Source organism: Gemmatimonas sp. UBA7669 (genome assembly GCF_002483225.1).
Classification (GTDB): domain Bacteria; phylum Gemmatimonadota; class Gemmatimonadetes; order Gemmatimonadales; family Gemmatimonadaceae; genus Gemmatimonas.
The window spans coordinates 1-23,680 of record NZ_DLHL01000018.1 but is presented as its reverse complement, the minus strand read 5'-3'; the positions used below and the strand labels follow the sequence as shown (position 1 = coordinate 23,680).

Here is a 23,680-nt window from a genome sequence, read left to right as displayed (position 1 = left end):
CGTTGAGGGGCGCGCGTTTACAGGATCTGCCGGAGATAACGCCGGCTGCCCGGGGTTCGTTGCCCGGAATGCCCTTAGCTGGCCCTGATGACCCGCACGCGATTGTTCACGGTTTCCCGGACGCGCTCCCGAATGCTGTCGGGGTTCAGTCGCAGGATGACCGGCCCCTGGCCGTCCCGATCCAGCCGCAACTCCCGCATGCCCTCGCCATCGCGACGGTAGATGCGCACGTCCGGTCCATTGAACATGAATGGCTCGATAGTGCCGCGTGGCAGGCGCGGAAGTGATGGCGCCATGATGCGCACCTGACCGTCGCCAATGGTGACCCCGAACTCGCCACCCGGCAGCTCGCTGGCCTTGACTGCCGTGACGGCCACTTCGCGATACCGGCCACCGCTGTACACGCGCAGATTCACCGCCTTGCCCGGTTCGACCTTCTGTACCTCCCGGATGAAGCGGTCGGCGCGCGCGCTGCCAGCCTGGCGGTCTTCCACGTCCTCCTTTGCCACGCGCACGTCCACGCCGTTGACTGCCGCAATGCGGTCACCCTCCACAATGCCGGCCTTCTCGGCGGGACCACCCGAGACCACGCTGCTCACAAATAGTCCGAGGGTGTCGCGCACATTGCCCATGGGCGAAATGGTGAGCCCCACGCGTCCGCGGCGGTCCTCCTCCGTGACCGAGCCCCCCATGGATCGCCGCATGCTGCGCACGGGCTCCGAGCCCTGCGCCAGGGCCGCTTCGGACACGGTGGTCACACTCACGGACCTGGACTGCCCGCCACTCCGAAGCTGCAGCGACACGGCCTCGCCCGGCTTGACCTTGGCCATGGCCCGCTGGAGCCGACGCTGGGCCAGACCCACGAGCGCCAGGTCTTCGGCGTCTTCCTTGGCGACTTTGAGGCTGATGCCGTTGATGGCGGTGATCACATCACCGGCCTTGAGGCCCGCCTTGGCCGCCGGGCCGTCGGCTTCCACCTGCTCCACCGTGACACCGGCCGTGTCCTTGCTCGAGCCGGCGCCGAGCGTGACGCCCAGCACGGCGCGCGATTCGGACCGCACCCACATGGCGCCTCCGGGCATCACGGCCGCGCCGCGCGGGATGGTGATCACGCGTTCTTCACGCGCCTGGGCTTCGGCCGGCGCCGCAAGCACGACGGACGCCGCCACACCCGGTGTGGCCCAGGCCACGGCGGCCAGCGTGGCGGCGATTGGGCTGTGAAACGCTCGAGAAACCTGCATGATGTATCCTCCAGGGGTTGCCCGGCGACGAGCCCTGGCGGTGCACGCCGGCTCCATGGTCGCCTCATGGGTTTGTCCTGTCGGACACGCGGCCCAGCTGCGGGGTTTACGCGGCTCGCACCACGTCGGGACCGTGTACGGCTGCCAGGCGCTCACGAACGCGCGTTACCAGGGCAGAACGACCAATGGGCTTTTCGAGCACCAGAATGGAGTCGGACGCCAGAAAGGCTTCGGCCTCGGCACTGACCGCCCCGCCCGTGAGCACGATGAGCGACTCACGCAGTTCGGGATGACTCGCCTCGAGTCGCTCCGCGAACTCGGCGCCCGACATGCCCGGCATCATGAGGTCGGTCACCACGATGTCCACCGCATGCGAAGCAAGCCACGCAAGCGCCGACTCGGCGTCGGTGAATCCCTGCACCACACAGCCTTCGGCACCCAAGCCGCGCACGTAGGCGCGCAGTGAGGGGGCGTCGTCTTCCACCATGAGCACGCGGATGGCGTGACGGATGGGCAATGACGTGCGCGCCTGGGGTGTAGCGACCTGAGCGACCGGCTGTGCGGCGTTATGTGATGCGGACGGCACCATGTCCGACGACGGTTCATGCGACACCGTCGCAAGTGACGATGACGCATGCGATGATGCCGCATGCGACGGTGCGTCTGCCGCCGGAAACTGCAGTCGCACCTCGGCACCGCCGACGTCGGTGTTGCTGCAGAGCAGGACACCGCCGTGGTTCTGCACGATGCCGCGCAGCACGAACATGCCGAGTCCCGTTCCGCCCTGATCAGCGCGCGTGGTGACAAAGGGTTCGCCGATGCGAGAGAGCACCTCGGGGGCAAATCCGGCACCGTTGTCACGTACGACAATCTCGGCCCAGCCATTGGCCGTTGTACCGGTGCGCGCCCACACCTCGCGCCCGGCCGACGCTGGTCGGGCGGTGACGGCATGTACCGCATTGACGAGGGCGTTGAGCACCGCCTGTACGAGGCGTCCCTCATGCCCGTGCACTGGTGGTACGGCATCGAATGTCGTGTGCATGGTCACGTCGCCCCGCCACTGCGAGGCACCCACGCGCAGCGCGGCCTGCAGCACATCGTGCAGGTTCACCACCGCGTGATCGCTGCCGGCCGGACGACTGTAGGTGCGCAGGGCATCCACGATGTTGTGCACACGATCCACGCCTTCCACGGCATGCGCGAGATACTCACTCGCCACCGGGTCGGCCTGCACCGAGGCCTGCTGCGCCACTTCGTCGAGGCTGAGGCGCAGATACTGCAGCGGGCTGTTGATCTCGTGGCCCACACCGGCGGCGAGTCGACCGAGCGCGGCAAGACGCTGCTGCTCCACCACGAGGTGCCGTGCTTCATCTCGCTCGACCGTGCGGCGTTCCACCTCGTCGGCCAGATGTCCCTGCAATTCATCGAGCTCGCGCGCGTCGCGCACGAAGCCGCGCAGCAGATTGACCGTCACGGGCGTGACAACCGCGATGTAGCCGATGTCAGCGAGATAGAGGAACTGGATGACACCGGCGGCGACCAGCACTTCCTCCACGACCGTCGCAAAGAACACCGCAAAGCCGAGCAGCACGTAGGCGGTGCCGGGCTCGCCGGCCCGCCAGCGTTTCACGAACTGCCACCAGCTCACGGCGAGCAGCGTGAGTGGCACCAGCGTGAACACGGTGCCAAGGGTGGTGAATTGTGCATGGGGGATGACATCGCCGAGCCCGGGCACGATGAGTGTCGCGCCGTTGCTGGCCACCACACTCGAGGGACTCAGCACCACGAGCGCCACGGCAGTCACACACCAGACGGCCGCGCGGCGTATGCGGCGCGGAATTTCCTGCCAGCTCGCGTTCGGGCCCAGATGCGTGAACAACAGCCAGGCGGCGCCGTGCAGCGTGCCGTTGAACAGATTGGCGCGCAGACTCCATCCGATATGCTCGGACTTCGCCGCCCAGAGCGCTCCGGCAGCATCGACGGTGCTGTACATGCCGGCGGTGATGGCCACGCCGGCAAACCACCAGGCATGACGCCAGCGTGGTGCGCGGCCCAGGAGCCCGAGGGCGAGCGCCATGGCGAACTGCAGCGTGAGGCTGACCAGCCCCAGAAGAAACATGATGTACATCGCACGACCTGCCTGAAACGCATCCTGCCGGCGACGACATCCCGAAGCGAATCAGTGCCCCGGGTTCCATGCCACGTTCAGCCGAACTGCTCCTGCGACTTCAGTGTCGGCCGGTCGACCCGAAGGGGGCCGACCAGCCTGACGACTGTCCACTTATTGCATTACCCTGCTTCCGGAGGCATCGGTCACCGGCCGGGTGGCCAGATCAGACCACCACGTTGAGCAGGCGTCCCGGTACAAAGACGACCTTGCGGGGGGTGCCGGTCACGAACTTGGCAATGGCGGCGTCTGCCATGGCCTCGGCCATCGCCTCGTCCTGACCGGCGCCGGTGGGCAGCCGCACCTTGCCGCGGGTCTTGCCGTTGACCTGCACCACGAGGTCGATGGCATTGTCCACCAACTGCGCCGCGTCAAAGGCCGGCCAACCGGCATCAAACACGCTGCCCGTGTGACCGAGCAGTTCCCAGCACTCTTCGGCCAGGTGCGGCGCGTAGGGCGCGACCAGCTGCACGAGCGGCTGCACCTCATCGCGATGCGGCACACGCTCGCCGCGGCGCACGACGTTGATGTACTCCATCATGGCGGCGATGGCCGTGTTGTAGGCGAGATTGGCCGTATCGTCGCCCACTTTCTTGATGGTGCGATGCAGCTTGCGCACCACCTCCTCCTCGGCGCCGCCTTCACTGCGGGCGTCCCGCACCGAAGCCCACAGCCGGTCGAGGAAGCGACGCACGCCGCTGATGCCCTGATCGCGGAAGTCACCGCCTTCCTCGTAGGGTCCGAGGAACATGAGGTACATGCGGAACGCGTCGGCGCCCCACTCCTCCATGTACTGATCGGGATTGATGACGTTGCCCTTGGACTTCGACATCTTCGCGCCTTCGCGGATGATCATGCCGTGCGCGCGGAAACGCGTGAACGGCTCCTCGAAGTCGATGTGCCCGCCATCCTTGAGCACCATGGTGATGAAGCGCGAGTACAGAAGATGCAGCACGGCGTGTTCGTTGCCGCCGATGTACGAGTTGACCGGCAACCAGGTCTTCGTACGCGTTGCATCGAAGGGCACGTCGTCGCGCGTGGCGCTTGGATAACGCAGGAAGTACCACGCGCTGTCGAGGAAGGTGTCGCTCACATCCGTCTCGCGACGCGCGCTCTTGCCGCAGGTGGGGCATGGCACGCGGTACCACTCTTCATGACGCGCGAGTGGCGAGATACCGCTGTCGTCGGGCTTGAAGTCGGGGATGTTGGGCAATTCCACCGGCAACTGCGACTCGGGCACCGGCACGGCGCCGCAATCATCGCAGTAGATGATGGGAATGGGCGGGCCCCAGTAGCGCTGCCGCGAAATGCACCAGTCGTGCAGACGGTAGTTGGTGACCGCCTGCGCGTGCTGCTGCGACGCCAGCCAGGCCGTGACCTCGCGCTTGGCGTCCACTACGCTCATGCCGTCGAACTGCGCACTGTTCACGAGACGCGCGCCGTCGTCGTCGGTGAAGGCCGAGTCGCCGAGCGGCGTGTCGGCCTGCTGGTCGGCTGCCGCCACCACACGCACGATGGGCAGTCCAAATACCTGCGCAAACTCGAAGTCGCGCTCGTCGTGTCCCGGCACGGCCATGATGGCGCCGGTGCCGTACTCCATGAGCACGTAGTCGGCTATCCAGATGGGAATGGGCTGCTTCGTGGCCGGATTGATGGCATACGCGCCCGTGAACACGCCGGTCTTCTCACGCGTGCTCTTGCGCGAGATGAGATCCTGCTTGGTGGTCTGCTCCACGTACGCACGCACGGACTCCTGCTGCGCCGGCGTGGTGAGCGTGTTCACCAGTGGATGCTCGGGCGCGAGCACGAGGTACGTGGCGCCAAAGATCGTGTCGGCGCGCGTCGTGAACACCGTAAGGCGTTCGTTATGCCCCTGCACATCGAAGTGCACATGCGCGCCTTCCGACTTGCCAATCCAGTTGCGCTGCGCCTGCCGCGTGACGTTGGACCAGTCGAGCCACTCGAGATTGTTCAGCAGCCGCGGCGCGTAGTCGCTGATGCGGAAGAACCACTGCTCGAGGAAGCGCTGTTCGACCGGCGTGCCGCAGCGTTCACACAGTCCGCCTTCCACCTGCTCGTTGGCCAGCACCGTCTTGTCGGTGGGGCACCAGTTCACGGCGGCGGCCTTCTTGTACGCCAGCCCCTGCTTGTGGAGCTGCAAGAACACCCACTGCGTCCACTTGTAGTAATCCGGACGCGAGGTATCGACCTTCTGGTTCCAATCCACCATGAATCCCGCACGTCCGAGCTGCCGCGTGAAGTTCGCGACGTTCTTCGGCGTGAGCTCCATGGGATGCGCGCCGATCTTGAGCGCGTAATTCTCGGAGTGAATGCCAAAGGCATCGAAACCGAGCGGCTGAAAGACGTCGTAGCCCAGCAAGCGGTGGAAGCGCGCGGAGATGTCGCTGCCGGTGAAGGCAAAGAGGTTCCCCACGTGCAGGCCTTCGGCGCTCGGATAGGGGAACATCATGAGGGCGTAGAACGGGCGCGCGGGATTGTCCAACTTGGCGCGATTGGTGCCACGTTCGGCCCAGCGGGCCTGCCATTTGGGCTCGACGGCCGACGGCTGATACGGATTGGGGGTGGTCTCGTCCATCCCACAAATCTAGCGGATCGGAGACGGTGTTTGGTCTGCTGGACTGGTGTGGTTCGCCAGGCCGTTGAACTGATGGTGTGAGGATTGGAGGATCTGGGGATAAGAGAGGGCGGGCGTCGGGGACTCCAGTTTCTCCGAGTCCCCCGACGCCCGCCCCCTCCAATTCTCGGATCCTCCAATCCTCACACCTTCAGTTCAACGGTCTGGCGGACCAAACGGCATCAGCGGCGAAACAAGAACCCCGCCTCCTCCAACCGCGCCCCCCGCTCGTCACACACGGCAAACTTCCCTCCCGAGTACAGCGTGGCCCCACCAAACGTCCCGTCCTTGGCCACGGCGTAGAACTCGAGGTCGAACTTCGGCCGCCCGTTGGGCCCCATGAGCCGCGTCTCCGTCATGGCCACCACCCGCTCGAGCGCCTTGAGGCAAGCTGCCTGTGGCGCCAGTCCGTTGCGCATGAACTCCACGATCAGGAACGAGGCGCAGGTCTTGATATTGGCCTCGCCGCGCCCCGTGCTGCCGGCCGCGCCCACCAGATTGTCACAGTACTGCCCGGCTCCCACGATGGGCGAGTCGCCGATGCGTCCCGGGACCTTCCAGGCCATGCCGCTGGTGGTGGTCACCGACGCCAGGTCACCGCTGGCCGTGACGGCGTTCATGTTGATCGTGCCCGTCGTGAACTTGATCTTCACGTCGTCATCATGGTCGAGCCAGGCGTCGTTGGCGTTGAGCCGAGCCTTCCAGCGCAACCAGTCCTGTCGGGTCTTGTCCGTGAGCAGGTCCTGCTCCTTGAAGCCCATGGCCTTCGCGAACTTCTTGGCGCCGGCGCCCACCAGCATGACGTGGTCGGTGTAGTCCATGACGGCCTTGGCCACGAGCGACGGCGTGGCAATGTCTTCCAGTGCGGCCACCGCCCCGGCGCGGCGCGTGGGGCCATGCATGCACGAGGCGTCGAGTTGGACCACGCCCTCCTCGTTGGGCAGCCCACCCAGCCCCACCGACTGATCATCGGGGTCCAGCTCCTGGATGTTCACACCGGCGATGATGGCATCGAGCGGATCGTTCCCCGCCACGATCTGGTCGAAGGCCACCTTGACCCCGCGCAGGCCGTTGGACGAGGACACGACGCAGGGCCGGGCGCGGCCCTTCAGCACGGCCGGGGACTGGCCGGCAAATATCTCGGCGTCTGGAAGACGGGGGACGAAGCCGGCAGCCGCGACGGCGGCGGACTTTTCGAGGAATTCACGGCGCGTGACGGGCACGAACGCTCCTGGCAGTGGTAACAGGGGGATCCCCCGACATTAGCCCAGCGCCGCCCCCGTGGCGAGAGCGCCGTTTGGCCGTCAGTATGTCATCGGTCGACCTGACCCGGTCTCGCCGAGGCCAGTCGACGGTTCTCCCTCAATCCCACCTGCACGGGTGTCATGACCACTCCGGCCCAGATCGCCGATCAACTGCGCGCGGCCTCGTTCCTCGAAGGCTTCACCGACGCGCATCTCTGGAAGCTCGCGCGGCACGTTGTCCCGCTCGAACTGCAACCCGACGAAACCATTTTCACCGAGGGCGAAGCCCGGCAGCGCTTTGCCATTCTGGTGAGCGGCGCCGTCGCCATTGAAAAGAGCGCCGACGGCCGCAGCACGCGCCTCGTCACACTTGGCCCGGGCGAGGCGGTGGGCGAAGGCCTGCTGCTCGACGATAGCCGACACGGCACCACGGCGCGCGTCATCATGCCCGGCACGGCCATGGTGCTTACGCGACAGCAGCTCGATGACATCACGCGCGAAGCGCCACAGCTCTATGCGGCGCTCGTGGCCCGCGCGGCGCGCGCCATTTCCGACCGTCTGCGCAAGGCCGATGCGACGCTGGTGGGACGCGGTCGCACGCTCGGATTTGGCGGGCATCGCACGCGCGTGGAGAAGGACCTGCTGGGCGAGCGCGAAGTGCCCTACGAGGCGCTCTATGGCATCCAGACGCTGCGCGCGCTCGAGAACTTCCCCATCACCGGCATCCCGCTGCGCGAGTTTCCGGTGCTCATCGAAGCGCTGGCCACGGTGAAGGAAGCCTCGGCGCTCACCAATCGTGAACTGGGCTTGCTCGAACAGCAGCACTGCGATGTGATCGTGCGCGCGGCGCGGGAAATTCGCGCCGGCCGTCATCACGAACACTTCCTCGTGGACATGATTCAGGGCGGTGCCGGCACGAGCACCAACATGAACGCCAACGAGGTCATTGCGAATCGCGCGCTCGAGCTGCTCAACGAAGCGCGCGGACGGTACGACGTGGTCTCACCAAACGATCACGTCAACCTCAGTCAGTCGACGAACGACGTATATCCCACGGCCGTGCGCCTCGCGCTGCACCGCAGCCTGGCGGGATTGCGCGCAGAGCTCGCGCGACTGGCCGACAGTTTCGAGGACAAGGGCACCGAGTTCGCGCCGCTGCTCAAGATGGGCCGCACGCAGATGCAGGACGCCGTGCCCATGACCTTGGGTCAGGAGTTCATGGCCTTTTCGCACACGCTGCGTGAAGACGTGGACCGTTTGGCCGAGGCGCAGAACCTCATTCGCGAAATCAACCTTGGCGCCACCGCCATCGGCACCGGCATCAACGCGCCGGCGGGCTACGCCGACCTGGTCGCGCGCAGACTGGCTGAGGTGTCGGAAATTGACGTGCTCACCGCGCCCGATCTGGTGGAAGCCACGAGTGACACCGGCGCCTTTGTGCAGCTCTCGGGTGTCATGAAGCGCACGGCCACCAAGCTCAGCAAGATCTGCAACGACTTGCGACTGCTCTCGTCAGGCCCGCGCGCGGGATTTGGTGAGATCAACCTGCCGGCCATGCAACCGGGCAGCTCCATCATGCCGGGCAAGGTCAACCCGGTCATTCCCGAAGTGGTCAACCAGGTCTGCTTTGACGTGATCGGTGGCGATGTCACGGTCACCATGGCCGCCGAAGCGGGCCAGCTGCAGCTCAACGCCTTCGAACCGGTCATTGCCTATCGCCTGCTGCGTGGCATCGACATGATGCGCAACGCCTGCCTGGTGCTGCGGGAACGCTGCGTCACGGGCATCACGGCCAATGCGGACCGCATGCGTCACTTTGTCGAACACTCGATCGGCATTGTGACAGCCCTGGTGCCGGTCATTGGTTATCAAGCAGCAAGCGACGTAGCCAAGACGGCGCTGGCCACCGGCCGGGGGGTATTCGATATCGTGCTGGAGCGCGGGCTGTTGACCCGGGCCCAGCTGGACGAGGCCCTCGATCCGGAGACCATGACAGCACCGCGTCGTTCTCCGCAGGGTTTCACGCAGGAGTACGTGGCTCCGGGCGGCAAAGCCTCACCCTGAAGAGAAAAAGGGTGACCCGGGGCACGCGTGGGTCACAGGGTGGGCACGCCCCACCTTGCGACCCACGCGCTTTGGCCGCAGCGTGAGCAGCGCCACGGCGCGCGCGATTTCCGTTTTCCTTCTTCGGCCATGCCCACATTTTCGCTCCCCGTCCGTCGATCGCTGCTCACCCTCGTGCTGGTCGGCAGCGGCCTCGGGGGGCTGGCCGCCTGCAGTGGCGGGGGCGATGGGGGCACGCCACCTCCGCCTCCGCCCACCCCCACCGTCAACAGCGTGACGGTGACGCCGAGTGCGGCGACCATTCGCGTGGGCGAAACCCAGAGTCTCAATGCCGTGGTGGATGTCTCCAATGGGGCCGGCACGGGCATTACCTGGACCTCCGAACAGCCCACTGTGGCGTCGGTATCCGCCAGTGGCGTAGTGACGGGGCTCAGCACCGGCACGGCCGTGGTGCGCGCCACGTCGACCGTGAACGCGCAGCGCAGCGGCTCGGCCACCATCACGGTGCAGGCGGCGCGCACGCTGACGGTCTCACCGACCACCGCCAACATCGGTGTGGGTCAGACCGCTGCACTGACGGTGAGCATTCAGCTCGACGCCGGCCTGCCCACCACGGTGACGTGGCGAAGTGGCGCCACCAACATTGCCACCGTCAACGCCAACGGGGTCGTGACCGGTGTGGCACTTGGCAGCACACAAATCACGGCCATCTCCACCGCCGACACGCTGCTGCGCGCGAGCACCACGGTGAATGTCGTGCCCAGTGTGCGCAGCGTGACCGTTTCGCCCACCACGGCCACACTCAACATCAACGACACACGCGCGTTCACGGCCACGGTCACCGCAGACGCCGGTGTGTCGCAGGCCGTGACCTGGCGCAGCGGCAACCTGGCGGTGGCCACCGTGAACAGCAGTGGTGTGGTGACGGCGGTGGGCGTGGGCAGTACGACCATCACCGCGCTGGCCACGGCCGACACCCTGCGGCGCGCAACCGCCACGCTCACCGTGGCGCCGCGCATCACCACGGTCAGCATTCAGCAACGCGCCGTGAGCGTAAACCCGGGCACGTCCACCACGCTCACCGCCGTGGTGAACGCCGATCCGGGTGTGAACACCACCCTGGCGTGGACATCGAGCGTGCCAAGCGTCGCGAGTGTGAACGAGCAGGGCGTAGTGACGGGCGTCTCGTCTGGCACCACGCTCATTACGGCCGCGCTGCAGAACGATCCCACGCGCCGCGATACTGTCACGGTGTCCGTGGTGCCGCGCCTCGCCGGATTCTGGCGGGCGTCGCGATTGGGTGGTGCGCTCTACGAAGACGTTCTTGGCGTCTATGCCGTGGATGCCAACACGGCGTATGCCGTGAACTCGGTGGGTGATGTGTACCGCTGGAACGGCAGTACGTGGGCGGTGAGCACCACGGGGGCGGCGTTCAACACGCAGTTCTATGCCGTACATGGCTCTGGGGCCAACGACATTGTGGCCGTGGGTCGCGGGGGACGCATCGCACGCTTCAACGGCAGCACCTGGTCGGGCATGACCTCGGGCACGACGCGTGATCTGTTCAACGTGTATGTGCCGTCCGCCGGTGAAGCCTGGGCGGTGGGGGCGAGCGGTGTGGTGCTGCAACTGAGCGGCGGCGTGTGGACCGCGCAGAACAGTGGCGCCACGCTCGATCTCAACGCGGTGTGGGCCGGTGACAATACCGTGTATGTGGTGGGCAACGATGGGGACGTGCGTCGACGCATTGGCGGCGGCTGGTCACGCATGGAAGTCCCCACGGCCGAGGGTCTGTATGGCGTGCATGGACTCTCGGCGGTGGATGTGGTGGTGGTGGGACTCGAGGGCACGGTGCTGCGCTGGAACGGCGCCGTGTGGACGGTTGTCAGCGCGTCGTCGCTGCCCGGCAGCTTCTATGGCGTGGTGGGCAGCACGGCCAACAGCGGCCGGCGGTACATCGTGGGTGATGGCGGTGTGGCGCAGCTCGACGAGAACACCCTCACGGCGGTGAACACGCCATATGCGCCGGCCATGTACGGGCTCAGCATGGACAACACGGGCAGCATGTGGGCCGGCGGACAGCGCGGCGCGGTGCTGCGTGGTCTGTCCACATGGACCACGCTCAACCTCGCACCCGACTTGCTCGATGTGTGGACCACATCGGCCAGCAACAGCTTTGCGGTTGGCGAGTTCGGCTTTGTGTACCGCTGGAACGGCTCCAGTTGGACGCGGCTCAACACCCCGACCCAGCAGACACTCAATGCCGTGTGGGCCGTGAACGTGACCGACGCCTTTGTTGGCGGCGACAACGGCACGATGCTGCGCTGGAACGGCACCAGCTTCACCGCCATGTCCTTCCCCAGCGGCGGCAATGTGTTTTCCCTCTGGGGCTCGGCAGCCAACAACGTGTATGCGGCCACCGATCGCGGTGAAGTGCTGCGCTGGAACGGCACGGCGTGGAGTATGGTGACCACGGCCTCGAGCAGTCTCTGGGCGGTGTACGGCGCCAACGCCTCGAGCGTGGTGGTAGGCGGGGAGAATGGCACGGTACTGCGCTTCAATGGCACGACGTGGAGCAGCGCGCCGCCGCCCAGCACGGGCACCATCACGGGGCTCTGGCTCACCGGCCTGAGTGACGTGTACGTCGTCGGCGCCGACGGCACGGGCGGAAGCCCGGCGGCCTACGGATTCAATGGCACCTCGTGGCGCGCTCTCAATACGGGAGCGTCCTTCGTGCTGACGTCGGTGTGGGGCCCGAGTGTGAACGACCTCTACGCGACGGGAGATGGCGGCACCCTGCTGCGCTTCAATGGCAGCAGCTGGAGTGCCCTGGCCTCAGGCACCACCGACTTGCTCTGGTCCGTGTCGGGCGCACCCGATGCAAGCGGCGGCGCTTTTGCTGTGGGCTACAACAGCACGGTGCTGACTGGCTCCAACACGGCATTTCGCAGCAGCGTGATGGCCGTCACCGCGCCACTCGGCGGAGGCCGTGTAGCGTTGGATCCGGATCGCGGCGCCCGTCTGCGCCGTGGCCCGCTCCCGACACACCAGCCGCGACTCAATCTCCGCGCCCCGCTGCGATCCGAGGCACGGACCTCGGGTATGGCCCCGCTGCGTCGCCCGGCCGGGCCACCGCGCCGATAGCACGGCAGGTGTGACGGTTGTGCCAGCGGTGTGACACAACGCACACGGCTGGCCCGATCGTCACACGGAAGGCGTGCCGCCGCCGTGAGTGAATCGTCCATCACGTGAGATCTGGACGACTTGGGAGCGATCGCGATGTGGGGGCACCGCCAGAGCGGGCCCGTGCATCGTGAGGCGTTCCTTCACTCGCGGTCCCTGTGGTTGCCATGTCACGAATCGCTGCACATCCGTCACGCCGCCGTGGCGCACGTCCCCTGTCTGCGCTGCTTTTCTCGGCGGTGCTGCTTTCCGCCTGTGCCGGTGGCGCCGATGTGGTCGCGCCCGGAGGCAACAATGGTGGCAACAATGGCGGGGGCAGCGTCGGCGCACCGGCGCGACTCGACCTATCGACCGCTTCGCTGCGCCTGTCGTCGGTGGGTGCGTCTGAGCAGGTGACCGCACAGGTGCGTGACGCCGCTGGCAATATGGTGGCAGGCGCGTCAGTGAATTGGAGCAGTGCCGACATTACCGTGGCCGACGTGGCCGGTGTGGGCACCACTGCGGTCATTACCGCGCGCGCGCCGGGGCGCACGACCATCCGCGCGCAGATCGGCAGCATGGTGCAGGACATCGCCGTGAACGTGGCTGCCATTCGCACGCTCACCCTGTCGCCGGCCAGTGCCAGTGTGCGCGCGGGCGACACCTTCCGCTTCACTCCGTCGCTTGATGCCGACGAAGGGGCACTGCTGGAGCTGCGCTGGCAGACTGACAATCCGGCGGTGGCCTCTGTCAATCCGCAGGGTGTGGTGACCGCCATTGCGCCGGGCACGAGCCTGGTGCGGGTGAACGCCGTGGGTGACCCGCGTGTGGTCGCGCTCGCACAACTGGTGGTGACGACCGCACGCAGTGTGGCCATCATCGGTGCGCCGTCGCAGCTGTGGGTGGGCGACGAAGCGCAGCTGCAGAGCCTGGTGGACGTCGACTCCACACAGTCACGCGCCGTGGTGTGGAGCAGCAGTGATGCGTCGGTATTGAGCGTGAGCAACAGCGGCAAGCTCGTGGCCTATGGCGTGGGCACGGCCACCGTGCGCCTTGCCTCCACCGCTGATGTCGCGTTGCGCGACTCGGCCATCGTTCGCGTCGGGCCGCCGCGTGTCGTGACGGTGAGCCCCGCGTCGGTGCAGATGGTGGCCGGTGAAACGCGGACCCTGCAGGCTGCCGTGCAGATTGAAGCGGGCTTGTCCACGGCGGTGCAATGGCGCTCCAGCAATCCGTCCGTTGCCATGGTGGCCAGCACGGGCATGGTGACCGGCGTATCGCAGGGCACGGCCACCATCACGGCGGTGTCGCTGGCCGACAGCACACGCCGCGGCAGCGCCACGGTGAGCATCACCGGCGCGGTGCGTGATCTCGACGTGTCGCCTTCGGCGGTGTCGCTCTTCCTTGGCGACAGCGCCACGCTGGTGGCGTCGGTGTCGGCCGATCCGGGCATCCCCACCACCACCATCTGGCGCAGCAGCAACGCGTCGGTGGCCAGTGTGAACGATGACGGCACGGTGACCGCGTTGCGCGTGGGCACGGCCATTGTGACGGCACTTGCGGCTGCAGACACGAGCAAGCGCGCGACGGCACTCATCACGGTGCGTTACGCGCCCGTGGTGACGATGACGCCGAGCAGCGCGCTGTTGCAGCCGGGTGGTACGCGGCAGTTCTCGGCCAATGTGCAGGCCGATGCCGGTGTGAACACGGCGGTGACCTGGTCGTCCAGCAACCCGGCGGTGGCCGTGGTGAGCAGCAGCGGCCTGGTGACGGCGCAGAGCATGGGCACGACCATCATCACCGCCACCTCGGTGGCCGATGACAGCCGACACGCCACGGCCACCGTGACCGTGGCACCGGCTGTGCGCGATGTGATGATCTCACCAGCCATTCTTACCCTCGCGCCGCAGGCCACGGAGGTCCTCACCGCGACGGTACTGGGCGACGCGGGCGTCCCTACGGGCATCATTTGGCGCAGTGCCAATCCTTCGGTGGCGTCGGTGGCAGCCAACGGCGCCGTGACCGGTGTGTCGCTTGGCAGCACCACCATTACGGCCTTGAGTGTGGCCGATACCAGCAAGCGCGCCACGGCCAGCATCACGGTGCGGGTGCCGCCGCAGGTGTCGGTGAACCCGGCCACCGTGGCCCTCGATCTCGGACAGACGGTGGACATCGTGGCCACCGTGACGGCCGGCGCGGGGGTGAGCACAGCGGTCACATGGCGCAGCAGCAATCCGTCCATTGCGAGCGTGAACAGCAACGGCCGCGCCACGGCGGTGGGCTTTGGCACCACCCTCGTCACCGCCATCTCGGTGGCGGACACGTTGCGCCGAGCGAGCACGACGGTCACGGTGGTGCCGCGTGTGCAGTCGGTGAGTGTATCGCCTGCCAGCGTATCCGTGTCACCTGGTGCGTCGGCCACATTGAGTGCGGTGGTGGCCGCCGACCCGGGTGCCGTGACGGCCGTGATCTGGCGCAGCAGCAATGGCGCGGTGGCAAGCGTGTCGTCCAATGGTGTCGTGACCGGCATTGCCAACGGCAGTGCCACGATCACGGCATTGTCGGTGGTGGACACGACCAAGCGTGGTACGGCGTCGGTGGACGTGGTGAACGGCGTGGTGGTGCAGGTTTCACCCTCCAGCGCCACGCTGCGTGTGAACGAGCAGCAGGTGCTCACGGCCACGGTACAGGCCGAGGTGGGTCAGAGCACGGCGGTTTCCTGGCGCAGCAGCAACCCGAGTGTGGCGTCGGTATCCGGCGGCGGTGTGGTATCGGGTGTCGCGGTTGGCACGGCCGTCATCACCGCGGTGTCGGCTCAGGACACGACACGTCGCGCATCGGCCAGCATTACGGTGGAACCGCGCGTGCTGTCGGTGAACATCAATCCGGCCAGCGCGTCGCTGAGCACGGGCGGCACGCAGCAGTTCAGTGCCACGGTGCTGGGCGATCCGGGGGCCAGCACCGCTGTCACCTGGCGATCGAGTCAGCCCGCCATTGCGTCGGTGTCGAGCAGCGGGCTCGTGACCGCCATGTCGGCGGGTTCAGCCACCATCACCGCCGTATCGGTGGGTGACACCACCCGTCAGGCCACGGCCTCCGTGACGGTGCTGTCGCCGGTGTCGCTGAGTGTGTCGCCGAGTTCGGCGTCGATCACTGCCGGCCAGTCGGTCCAGCTCACGCCAACCGTGAATGCGCCGGGTGGTCAGAGCACGGGGGTGACGTATATGAGCAGCAACCCCGGTGTGGCGAGTGTGAACTTCACCGGTCTCGTGAGCGGCCTTGGACAGGGCAGCGCGGTCATTACGGTGCGCTCGGTGGCCGATACGTCACGAACCGCCACCGCGACCATTACGGTGAGCCCGCCAGCCACGCGTCTTGCGGTCAGTTGGTCCAGTGCACGCGTGAGCGGTGCGCTGTTCGAAGATGTGGTCTCGGTAAAGGTGGTGGACGCGAACAATGCCTGGGCGGTGAACTCGCAGGGCAATGTGTATCGCTGGAACGGCAGTGCGTGGTCGCTGACCGCGTCGGGTTCGACGTACAGCACGCAGTTCCTGTCGGTGTCGGCCTCGTCCACCAGCAATGTGGTGGCGGTGGGTACGGGTGGCCGCATCGTGCGCTTCAACGGGTCGTCGTGGAGTGCCCAGACGAGCGGCACGAGCAACACGCTCAACGCCGTGTGGATGGAAAGCGGCTCCGTGGGCTTTGCCGTGGGCGCCAACGGCACGGCGCTGCGCTGGAACGGATCCAACTGGACAGCAAGCAGCACAGGGCTGACTGAGACACTCAACGCCGTGTGGAGCACCGGCGGACAGGCCTGGGCCGTGGGTGACGGCGGTGAGGTGGTGCGCTGGAACGGGTCCGCCTGGGCGCGTCAGAACACACCCACCAACCAGACGCTGTACGGGGTGTCAGGCTCGAGCAGCAGCAACGTGGTGGCGGTTGGCACCTCGGGTACACTGCTGCGCTTCAATGGCTCGAGCTGGCAGAACGTGAACAGCGGCAACTCGGCCGACTTCTACGGCGTGGCCGGTTCATCGGCCAACGGCGGGCGGCAGTACATCGCCAGTGACGTGGGCCTGCTGCAACTTGACGGCAGCAGCGTAAGCACGGTGAGCACACCGTATGCACCGCGACTCTACGGTGTGTCGGTGGACGGCAGCGGCAATGCCTGGACCTCGGGTCAGCGCGGCAGCGTGATGCGCTTTACCGGCAGCAGCTGGGAAACGGTGAATCAGGCGCCCGACCTCATTGATGTGTGGACGAGCGCATCGAACAACGCCTGGGCGGTGGGCGAGTTCGGATCGGTGTATCGCTGGAACGGCAGCAGCTGGACGCGTCAGAGCACGCCAACAACCTCCTCGCTCAACACGGTATGGGCAGCCAGCAGCAGCGAGGCCTTTGCGGGTGGTGACAACGGCACCATGCTGCGCTGGAACGGCTCGTCGTGGAGCAACATGGCCTTCCCGGGCAGCGGCAACGTGTACGCACTCTGGGGTACGGCGGCCAACAACGTGTACGCCACCACATCGGCGGGACAGGTGCTGCGATTCAACGGCAGCAGCTGGAGTGTCGTGACCACGGCCGCGCAGGCGCTGTGGGCGGTGCACGGCAGCAGTGCCAACGACGTCTTCGCCACCGGCGAGAACGGCGCGGCGCTGCGCTTCAATGGCAGCTCGTGGAGCCCGGTCGCAGCGCCCACCACGGGCACGCTGGCCGGTGTGTTTGCCACGGGCAGCGGGGCGCTCGCGGTTGGCGCGAGTGCGGCCGGTTCGAGCGGGCTGGCATTCGGCTTCAGCGGATCGTGGAGCACACAGTCCCCCGGTACCAGCGCGGTGCTCACCTCGGTGTGGGGTCCTTCGTCCACCGATGTGTACGCGACCGGCGCCTCGGGCACGATTCTCCGCTGGAACGGCAGCAGCTGGAGTGCCATGTCGAGCGGCACGTCGGAACTGCTGTGGAGTGTGAGCGGCGCGCCCAGCGGCAGTGGCGGCGGGTTTGCGGTGGGTTACAACGGCACGGTGGCGTCGGCCACGAGCGGCGCCGGGTTCATGGCGGCGGCCCGGATTGGCGAGGGTACACGCGGATCACTCGAGCCGCTGGCCGGAGCGCGGGTGGTGCGTGGGCCGTTGCCGACGGGTAAGGATCGGGCGAACCGGCGGCGGTGAGTGGTCCGCTGGACCGTTGAACAGAAGGTGTGAGGATCAGAGGATTTGAGGACATGAGGGGGCGGGCCATGGGGCACTCGAAAACGATGTGCCCCATGGCCCGCCCTCTCGTATCCCCGGATCCTCTGATCCTCACACCTTCAGTTCAACGGTGCCAGCCAACACACCACATCTCAGTCGCGCGTGAACGCCGCCATCGTCGGCCCCATCGCATCGATGGTCTCCCGGGCGTGCCAGCGATCCTTGCCGTTGTAAAGAAACGCAAAGGCGAGAATCTCCCCGTTCTCCGCCGTGACGTAGCCCGAGAGGCCAATCACGTCGTTGGTGGTGCCGGTCTTGGCGTGCAGGTTGCCCTGGGCAGGCGTCGCGCGCATGCGATTGCGCAGCAGCTCGGATTCGCCGGCCACCGGCAGCGACGCATGGAAGGCACTGCCCCATGGCGCGCGATGGGCGTGGGCGAGGAGCTCGACCAGCGCACGCGGCGTCACGCTGTCCAGCACCGAGAGCCCGCTGCCATCAGTGGCGCGCACGGCACCAGCCGGCACACCCACTTCGTTCACGAGAAAATCCTGCAGTGTTGCGCCCGCCGTCTGTGCGCTGCCCACGCCAAGCCGTGAAGGCCCGCGGGGCGCACTGCGATAGATCTGCTCCGCGAGCAGGTTGATGCTCTCACGGTTCATGACCGAAATCAGTCGTGCAAGCGGCGGCGAAGGGAGGGACGTGACCACGGTGGCGGAGGCGGGTGTGCGGCCCACGATGATGTCGCCGTCCACCTGCACGCCCTGCGCTTCGAGCGCCGCGCGAAATGCACCGGCGGTGAACGTGACCGGGTCGCCGACCACCAGCTGATACTTCACCGTGCCGGCGCGTGCGCCGATGGTGCCCGACACCACGACCCGATCGTCGCCGACGCGGCGCGCGGTGATGCGTGAGCCACTGCCGGACACGGTGCGCACGGTGTTGGTCACGGTGAGTGCCGTGGACGCGGGCTCCAGGAACACCTTGGCGCCACCACCGCTCGAACCGGCGGTCACGCCGACAATGACGATGTTTTCGTTGAGCGAGAGCGCGGAGAACGGCGCCGCGTACCCGGCCCCGGCGTAACGTGAGAGCCAGCCCTCGGGGATGCGACGCGATTCGAAGGCGCTGGCATCGGCAATGAGATTGCCCGTGACTCGCTTGATGCCGGCGCCGGCCGTGAACTGCGCCAGCAGACTCATGGCCGCGCCTGGCCCGCCACGCACAAAGCGCGTGGAAAGGGATGGGTCACCGTCGCCACGCAGCACCAAGTTGCCCGACAGCACGCCAGCGTCGCTGAGCGGTCCATCGCGCAGCACGTCGGTGCTGTAGGTGTGTTCGGGGCCCAGCTTTTCGAGCGCGATGGCGGCCGTGAAGAGCTTCATGGTGCTGGCCGGCACCAGCTTGCTGTCGGCACCGCGCGAGAACAGGGTGTCGCCGCGAGTGATACTGACCACCAATGCGCCCCACTCGCCGTTGCGGGTGCGACTCGAGAGCAGGGTGCCGAGGTCGCCGGTGAGTGCCTCGGCGCCCCGCGGTGTGGTGTGCCGCAGCACCGGCACCACGGGCGCCTTGGCGCGACGCGTGGTGGTGGCGCGTGAACGCGAGCGTGTGCTGCTGCTGCGCGCCTTGCTGCGTGTCGACGTCTGCGCGTCCAGCGGCTGCGGCATGGCCAACACTTCCGCGAGTGCCAAACCGGCCAGCAGCGCCACCGTGCGCATCGTCCGCTGTGTCTTCGCCATCACACGACCCCGTGCCTTCACACCTTGAGAACCCAACCGCGTTTCCAGGCGCCCCAGAGAATCAGGAACCACAGCGCCACGAAACTCACGGCGTACGCAAAGGACGCTTCCCGCGGCGGAAGCCATGACGCGTACATGGTCTTGAACACGAATGCCTGCAGAGAGGTCCGTGTGCCCTCCGCCGTCTCCCAGGTCCATAGCGACGCGATGAGACGGGCCATGAGGCCGGACCCGAGAAACGCCAGCATCGGGTTCACCCCATAAATGACGAACGGGAAGGTCCAACGTCGCCACTGCATGACATCGATGAGCCACATGCAGGTGGCCAGGGACACGGCGCCGATGCCGGCCGTAAAGACTACGTACGAGCTGGTCCAGATGTTCTTGTTGATGGGGAAGACCCAGTGCCACATGAGCCCGAGCATCATGGCCAGCGCGCCCACCGCAAACAGCGCCGCGAGGCGCTCGGTGAGCGGACGCTGCTGCTCGGCAATCCAGCGGCCGGCAAATGTACCGCAGATCATGGTGGCGATGGCCGGCAGGGTGCTGAGCAGGCCCTCGGGGTCCCAGGTCTTGGCGCCCGACCACAGGTGGTCCACACCGAGCACGGTGCGATCGAGCCAGGCGCTGAGTAACTGATCGGGCTTGTCGAGGACAAAGCGCCCCGGCACACCGGTGTCAGGCACCGGCACGAGCGTCATGAGCGCCCAGTAACCGAACAGCAGTGCCAGCACGATGAGCAGTTGCTGACGCAGGGTGGTACGCAGCGTGAGCAGCGCGCCGCACAGATAGGCCACGCCGATGCGCTGCAGCACGCCCATGATGCGCCAGTGCTCCACGCGATGCACGACGCGCTCGAGGACACTTGCACCTTCGAGTGCGGGCGGCCAGGTAAAGAACGGGAAGCCCGAGAGCAGCAGGCCGAAGAGAAAGATCAGCGAGCCGCGGCGCAGCACTTGGCGCACGATGGCGCCTTCGTCGTCGCCACGCGCACGACGGGCGCGCAGCGAGAGCTCGGTGGTGATGCCAACGATGAAGAGAAAGAACGGGAAGATGAGGTCAGTCGGGGTCCATCCATGCCACGGCGCATGCGCCAGCGGCGGATAGATGGCTGACCAGGTTCCCGGGTTGTTGACCAGCAGCATGCCGGCCACGGTCATGCCGCGAAAGACGTCGAGCGAGACGAGTCGCTCGGTCTTCACGCCTTCGCGCCCGCGGCCGGTTTGGCGCTGTCGCCCGGAACCTTGGGCTTCTCCTTGGGGTTGGTGACGCGCCAGCCGGTGGTGTCGCAGCGCAGGTTGATGTCGCGCGCCTCGGCCACCTTGCCGTCGTGATCACCGCCCACGTAGTGGCCAGCGAGCGAGACGGTCACGTCGTTGCCGTTGTCCTTCTCCGTCTTGCCCTTGTAGACCACGAGCAGCGTGGCGTAGGGGCCCACCGAGGCCAGCTTGTCCTTGACCTGCTGCTGAGCCTTGGGATCGCTGCTGTAGTAATACGTGGGACCCTTGAGCTGCATGACCTTGAAGCCGTCTTCCGGCACGGCTGAGTCCGTTCCTGCGGCCTGCAGGTAGCGCTGCGGCGTGGGGAAGGCGGTGGTGATGTACTCGAGCACCGCGAGGCCCACGGGCGTGCTGTCGGCTGTGGTACAAGTGGGACCAGTGGGGACCTCGGCGGCCACGTCCTTCTTGCGGGCCGGCCGCTCACCGCCACAGGCGGCCGCGAGGGTGGCAAAGGTCACGCCGGCCAGAATGAACCATTGGCGGGCCTGGGGGGTTTGTCTTTGACGGGGGCGAAGGGGAGCGCTCATGATTGGACAGTGTGTCCATCGGATGAGAGTTTGTCGAGGGGGCGCAGCCCTTTCCCATCACTTCCAAGAGAGGAGGAAGGCACGGATGTCCACGCACTCTGCTCCAACGCAGTCCGCGGCGTACCGGGAGGGGATCTCGGTGGGACTCATCGGCGCCATAGCCATTGCGCTGTGGTTCGCCATCCTCGATCTGGTGCGCGGCGATCCATTCGCCACACCCATCATGCTGGGCAACGCGGTGGGCTCACTGTTTTTGGGCGGTGAGCTGCCCAGCCGCGCCGGGGCGTTCCTCGGCTACACCGTGTTTCACTTCGCGATCTTCACGCTGCTCGGGCTCGCGTTCGCCTGGGCGGTGAACAAGGCGGAGAAGGCGCCCTCGGTGCTGATCGGTGTGATTGGCCTGTTTGTGGCGTTCGAGGTGGGGTGGACCGGCTTCACGTCGGTGCTGGCCGAAGGCTTTGGTCAGCTCACTTGGCTGCAGGTCCTGGTGGCGAATCTCATCGCCGCGGCAGCCATGGGCTTCTACATGTGGCGGCAGCATCCATCGCTCGCGGGTCGTGTGGACGCGTCCATCGGGGGACGGTTGGAGGCCTGAGGCCCTCCAACAACCTGTCATGACCTGATGGAGCGTTTCGCGGGGCGGTTCAACACCGCCCCACCGGGACTCACGCGACGTACATCAGTCGCGCGTTCGACGTCGACACGACGTCAGTCCCACTCGGCGTCGAGCTGTTCAGCCAGCCCCGCGAGCGCGCCCATCCACTCCCGCTTCACGTCGGCGATCGGCCGATTGGCCGCAAGCCCCATGTGTTCAATCTGCACGCCACAGCGTGTGTTGCCCTGACGGGTAATGGTGATGGCCACCTGCGAGCCATCGGGCAGTGCGAGACGCACAAAGCGCGGCGCGAGGATGCTCACGACACGCGCCACCGGGACCGGCGCCCAGCCGCGACGATCGGCATCGGTCACGGCGCGCAGAATGGAGGCGGCCGGTGCATCGATGATGCGGGAGACGCGGACGGCGTTGGTCTCCTGCCCCACGGTTTCGCCGCGAGAGGGCGTGCTCGGCCGATTGCTCGCCGTCTTGCCGCCACTCGCCTGCTGTTTCGGTGCCGGCCTCGCTGCCGGTCTCGCGTTCCTGGCTCCGGCCCCTCCGGCTTTCGGCTTGCCGGCTGCCGACTTCTTCGCTCCCGCAGTTGGCCGTTTCTTGTTCACGCGCTCGCTCCCGGCACCCAGCCAATCTGCGCGCTGGCCTCGCTGTCTTCGCCGCGTGCCGACCACTTGAAGAACACCACCGTCATCACCGCATAGAAGAACACGCCGCCCGGGATCCACATGATCAGGCCGCCATACTGCTGATCCTGCATGGGCGTGATGCCCAGAATGCGCGGCGCGGCCGCATACGCCGGATACAGCAGGGTGTCCGCCATGGCGATGTAGATGGAGATGATCGACATGGGGATGACCATGAGGAAGCAGTACAGCATCTGCGCGGGATACGCGGCGCGCGGCAGTTCGGGCAGCGGTGACATGAGCGGCCACCACATGAGCACGGACGCCGCGATGAACATGAGATGCTGCAGGATGTGCACGGGGTGGCTGGCCAGCGCGAGGTTGTACATCGGCGGCAGATGCCAGAACGCCAGCACGAGGTTGAAGATCACAAAGCACCAGGTGATGCTCGTGAGCTTGCGGGCACCGCGGAACAACGGTGCGCGGCGCAGCAGCGGACGCAGCATCCAGCCCGGTGTACCGAACACCATGAGCGGCGGCACGACCAGCGTGAGAATGAGATGCTGGACCATGTGGCCGCTGAACAGATAGAAATCGCTGAGGTCATGCAACGGACCGTTCAGCGTGAGGAAGAGCAGCAGCAGCGAGGTGAAATAGGCCAGACGCTGCGGGCCGCTCGGGCCGGGCGTGTCGGGGCTTTGCGGTGTCTGCTGGCCGACCGGGACGAGGTCTTCGGGGGACGGGCCCTGGCGGGCGCGCCAGAGGTACGCGGCGGCGAAGAGGCCGATGCCGATAGTCGTACTCGGGTGGACCGAGAACTCGCGCAACGAGAGTTGAGCGACGGGATGGAGCAGGGCGAGCATAGGGTAAATCTAACGGCTCTCGCCTCTCGGATCTGAGATCTTGAGAGATGGGACCTTGTAAGGTGGACGGCGTAAGGTGGGACCGCGGTAAGAAACAGCGGGCGAGGCACGAGCGGTCGGGGTCTTGGTCGGGGTCGGGGTCGGGGTCGGCGTCGGACCGCCGCGATGCCGACGGTGCACCACTCACACCCAGAGCCCATAGCTCACAGCGCAAAGCAGTGGACCGCGCCCGCCGCAGTTGCTGTTACCCCAAAAAGAATCGGGCCGCGAGCACCGCTCGCGACCCGATTCCCTGCCGAAACTTACGCCCTCAGCTATTACTTGGGCCAAGGTTTAGCT

The 23,680-nt window shown here is 66.7% G+C and carries 13 protein-coding genes; 4 read left to right on the top strand and 9 right to left on the bottom strand.

The window, feature by feature from the left end:
* Positions 1-74: 74 nt before the first annotated feature.
* The 4 genes from B2747_RS06075 to B2747_RS06060 form a co-directional block, all read right to left on the bottom strand.
* Entirely contained in the window at positions 75-1,241 is a 1,167-nt protein-coding gene (locus B2747_RS06075; protein ID WP_291157910.1) for a PDZ domain-containing protein, read from the bottom strand.
* Positions 1,242-1,347: 106 nt separating this feature from the next.
* Positions 1,348-3,369, bottom strand: a complete 2,022-nt coding sequence (locus B2747_RS06070; protein WP_291157909.1) for an ATP-binding protein — start codon at positions 3,367-3,369, stop codon at positions 1,348-1,350.
* Positions 3,370-3,574: 205 nt separating this feature from the next.
* Positions 3,575-6,004, bottom strand: coding sequence for a leucine--tRNA ligase (leuS, locus tag B2747_RS06065; protein ID WP_291157907.1), 2,430 nt, complete (start codon positions 6,002-6,004; stop codon positions 3,575-3,577).
* Positions 6,005-6,225: 221 nt separating this feature from the next.
* Complete coding sequence (locus B2747_RS06060; RefSeq protein ID WP_291157905.1) at positions 6,226-7,266, bottom strand: N(4)-(beta-N-acetylglucosaminyl)-L-asparaginase; 1,041 nt, start codon at positions 7,264-7,266, stop codon at positions 6,226-6,228.
* Between the two features lie 162 nt (positions 7,267-7,428).
* Between B2747_RS06060 and B2747_RS06055 the strand changes: the two genes are divergently transcribed.
* The 3 genes from B2747_RS06055 (at position 7,429) to B2747_RS06045 (ending at position 17,678) form a co-directional block, all read left to right on the top strand.
* The gene (locus tag B2747_RS06055; RefSeq protein ID WP_291157903.1) at positions 7,429-9,351 is read left to right on the top strand and encodes an aspartate ammonia-lyase; all 1,923 of its coding nucleotides are present in this window, start codon (positions 7,429-7,431) and stop codon (positions 9,349-9,351) included.
* A gap of 129 nt (positions 9,352-9,480) precedes the next feature.
* Entirely contained in the window at positions 9,481-12,495 is a 3,015-nt protein-coding gene (locus B2747_RS06050) for a beta strand repeat-containing protein (protein ID WP_291157901.1), read from the top strand.
* 206 nt (positions 12,496-12,701) lie between these two features.
* On the top strand, positions 12,702-17,678 hold the full coding sequence (locus B2747_RS06045) for a beta strand repeat-containing protein (protein WP_291157899.1): 4,977 nt from the start codon (positions 12,702-12,704) through the stop codon (positions 17,676-17,678).
* 173 nt (positions 17,679-17,851) lie between these two features.
* Here B2747_RS06045 and dacB read toward each other — a convergent pair whose 3' ends face one another.
* The 3 genes from dacB to B2747_RS06030 are packed head-to-tail and all read right to left on the bottom strand — an operon-like array spanning position 17,852 to position 21,245.
* Positions 17,852-19,438: a D-alanyl-D-alanine carboxypeptidase/D-alanyl-D-alanine endopeptidase gene (gene dacB, locus B2747_RS06040; protein ID WP_291157897.1), complete on the bottom strand. Its 1,587-nt coding sequence runs from the start codon at positions 19,436-19,438 to the stop codon at positions 17,852-17,854.
* 17 nt (positions 19,439-19,455) lie between these two features.
* On the bottom strand, positions 19,456-20,640 hold the full coding sequence (locus tag B2747_RS06035) for an acyltransferase family protein (RefSeq protein WP_291157895.1): 1,185 nt from the start codon (positions 20,638-20,640) through the stop codon (positions 19,456-19,458).
* Positions 20,637-21,245: a hypothetical protein gene (locus tag B2747_RS06030; RefSeq protein ID WP_291157894.1), complete on the bottom strand. Its 609-nt coding sequence runs from the start codon at positions 21,243-21,245 to the stop codon at positions 20,637-20,639. Before B2747_RS06030 ends, B2747_RS06035 begins: the two co-directional genes overlap by 4 nt.
* An 85-nt stretch (positions 21,246-21,330) precedes the next feature.
* Here B2747_RS06030 and B2747_RS06025 point away from each other — a divergent pair, with 85 nt between their 5' ends.
* Entirely contained in the window at positions 21,331-21,840 is a 510-nt protein-coding gene (locus B2747_RS06025; RefSeq protein WP_291157893.1) for a hypothetical protein, read from the top strand.
* A gap of 113 nt (positions 21,841-21,953) precedes the next feature.
* Here the strand turns inward: B2747_RS06025 and B2747_RS06020 are convergent, their stop codons facing one another.
* Together B2747_RS06020 and B2747_RS06015 are read right to left on the bottom strand one after the other, a co-directional pair.
* Entirely contained in the window at positions 21,954-22,286 is a 333-nt protein-coding gene (locus B2747_RS06020; protein ID WP_291157891.1) for a hypothetical protein, read from the bottom strand.
* Between the two features lie 170 nt (positions 22,287-22,456).
* Positions 22,457-23,341 (bottom strand): cytochrome c oxidase assembly protein, encoded by an 885-nt coding sequence (locus B2747_RS06015; RefSeq protein ID WP_291157889.1) that lies wholly within the window; start codon positions 23,339-23,341, stop codon positions 22,457-22,459.
* Positions 23,342-23,680: the final 339 nt, after the last annotated feature.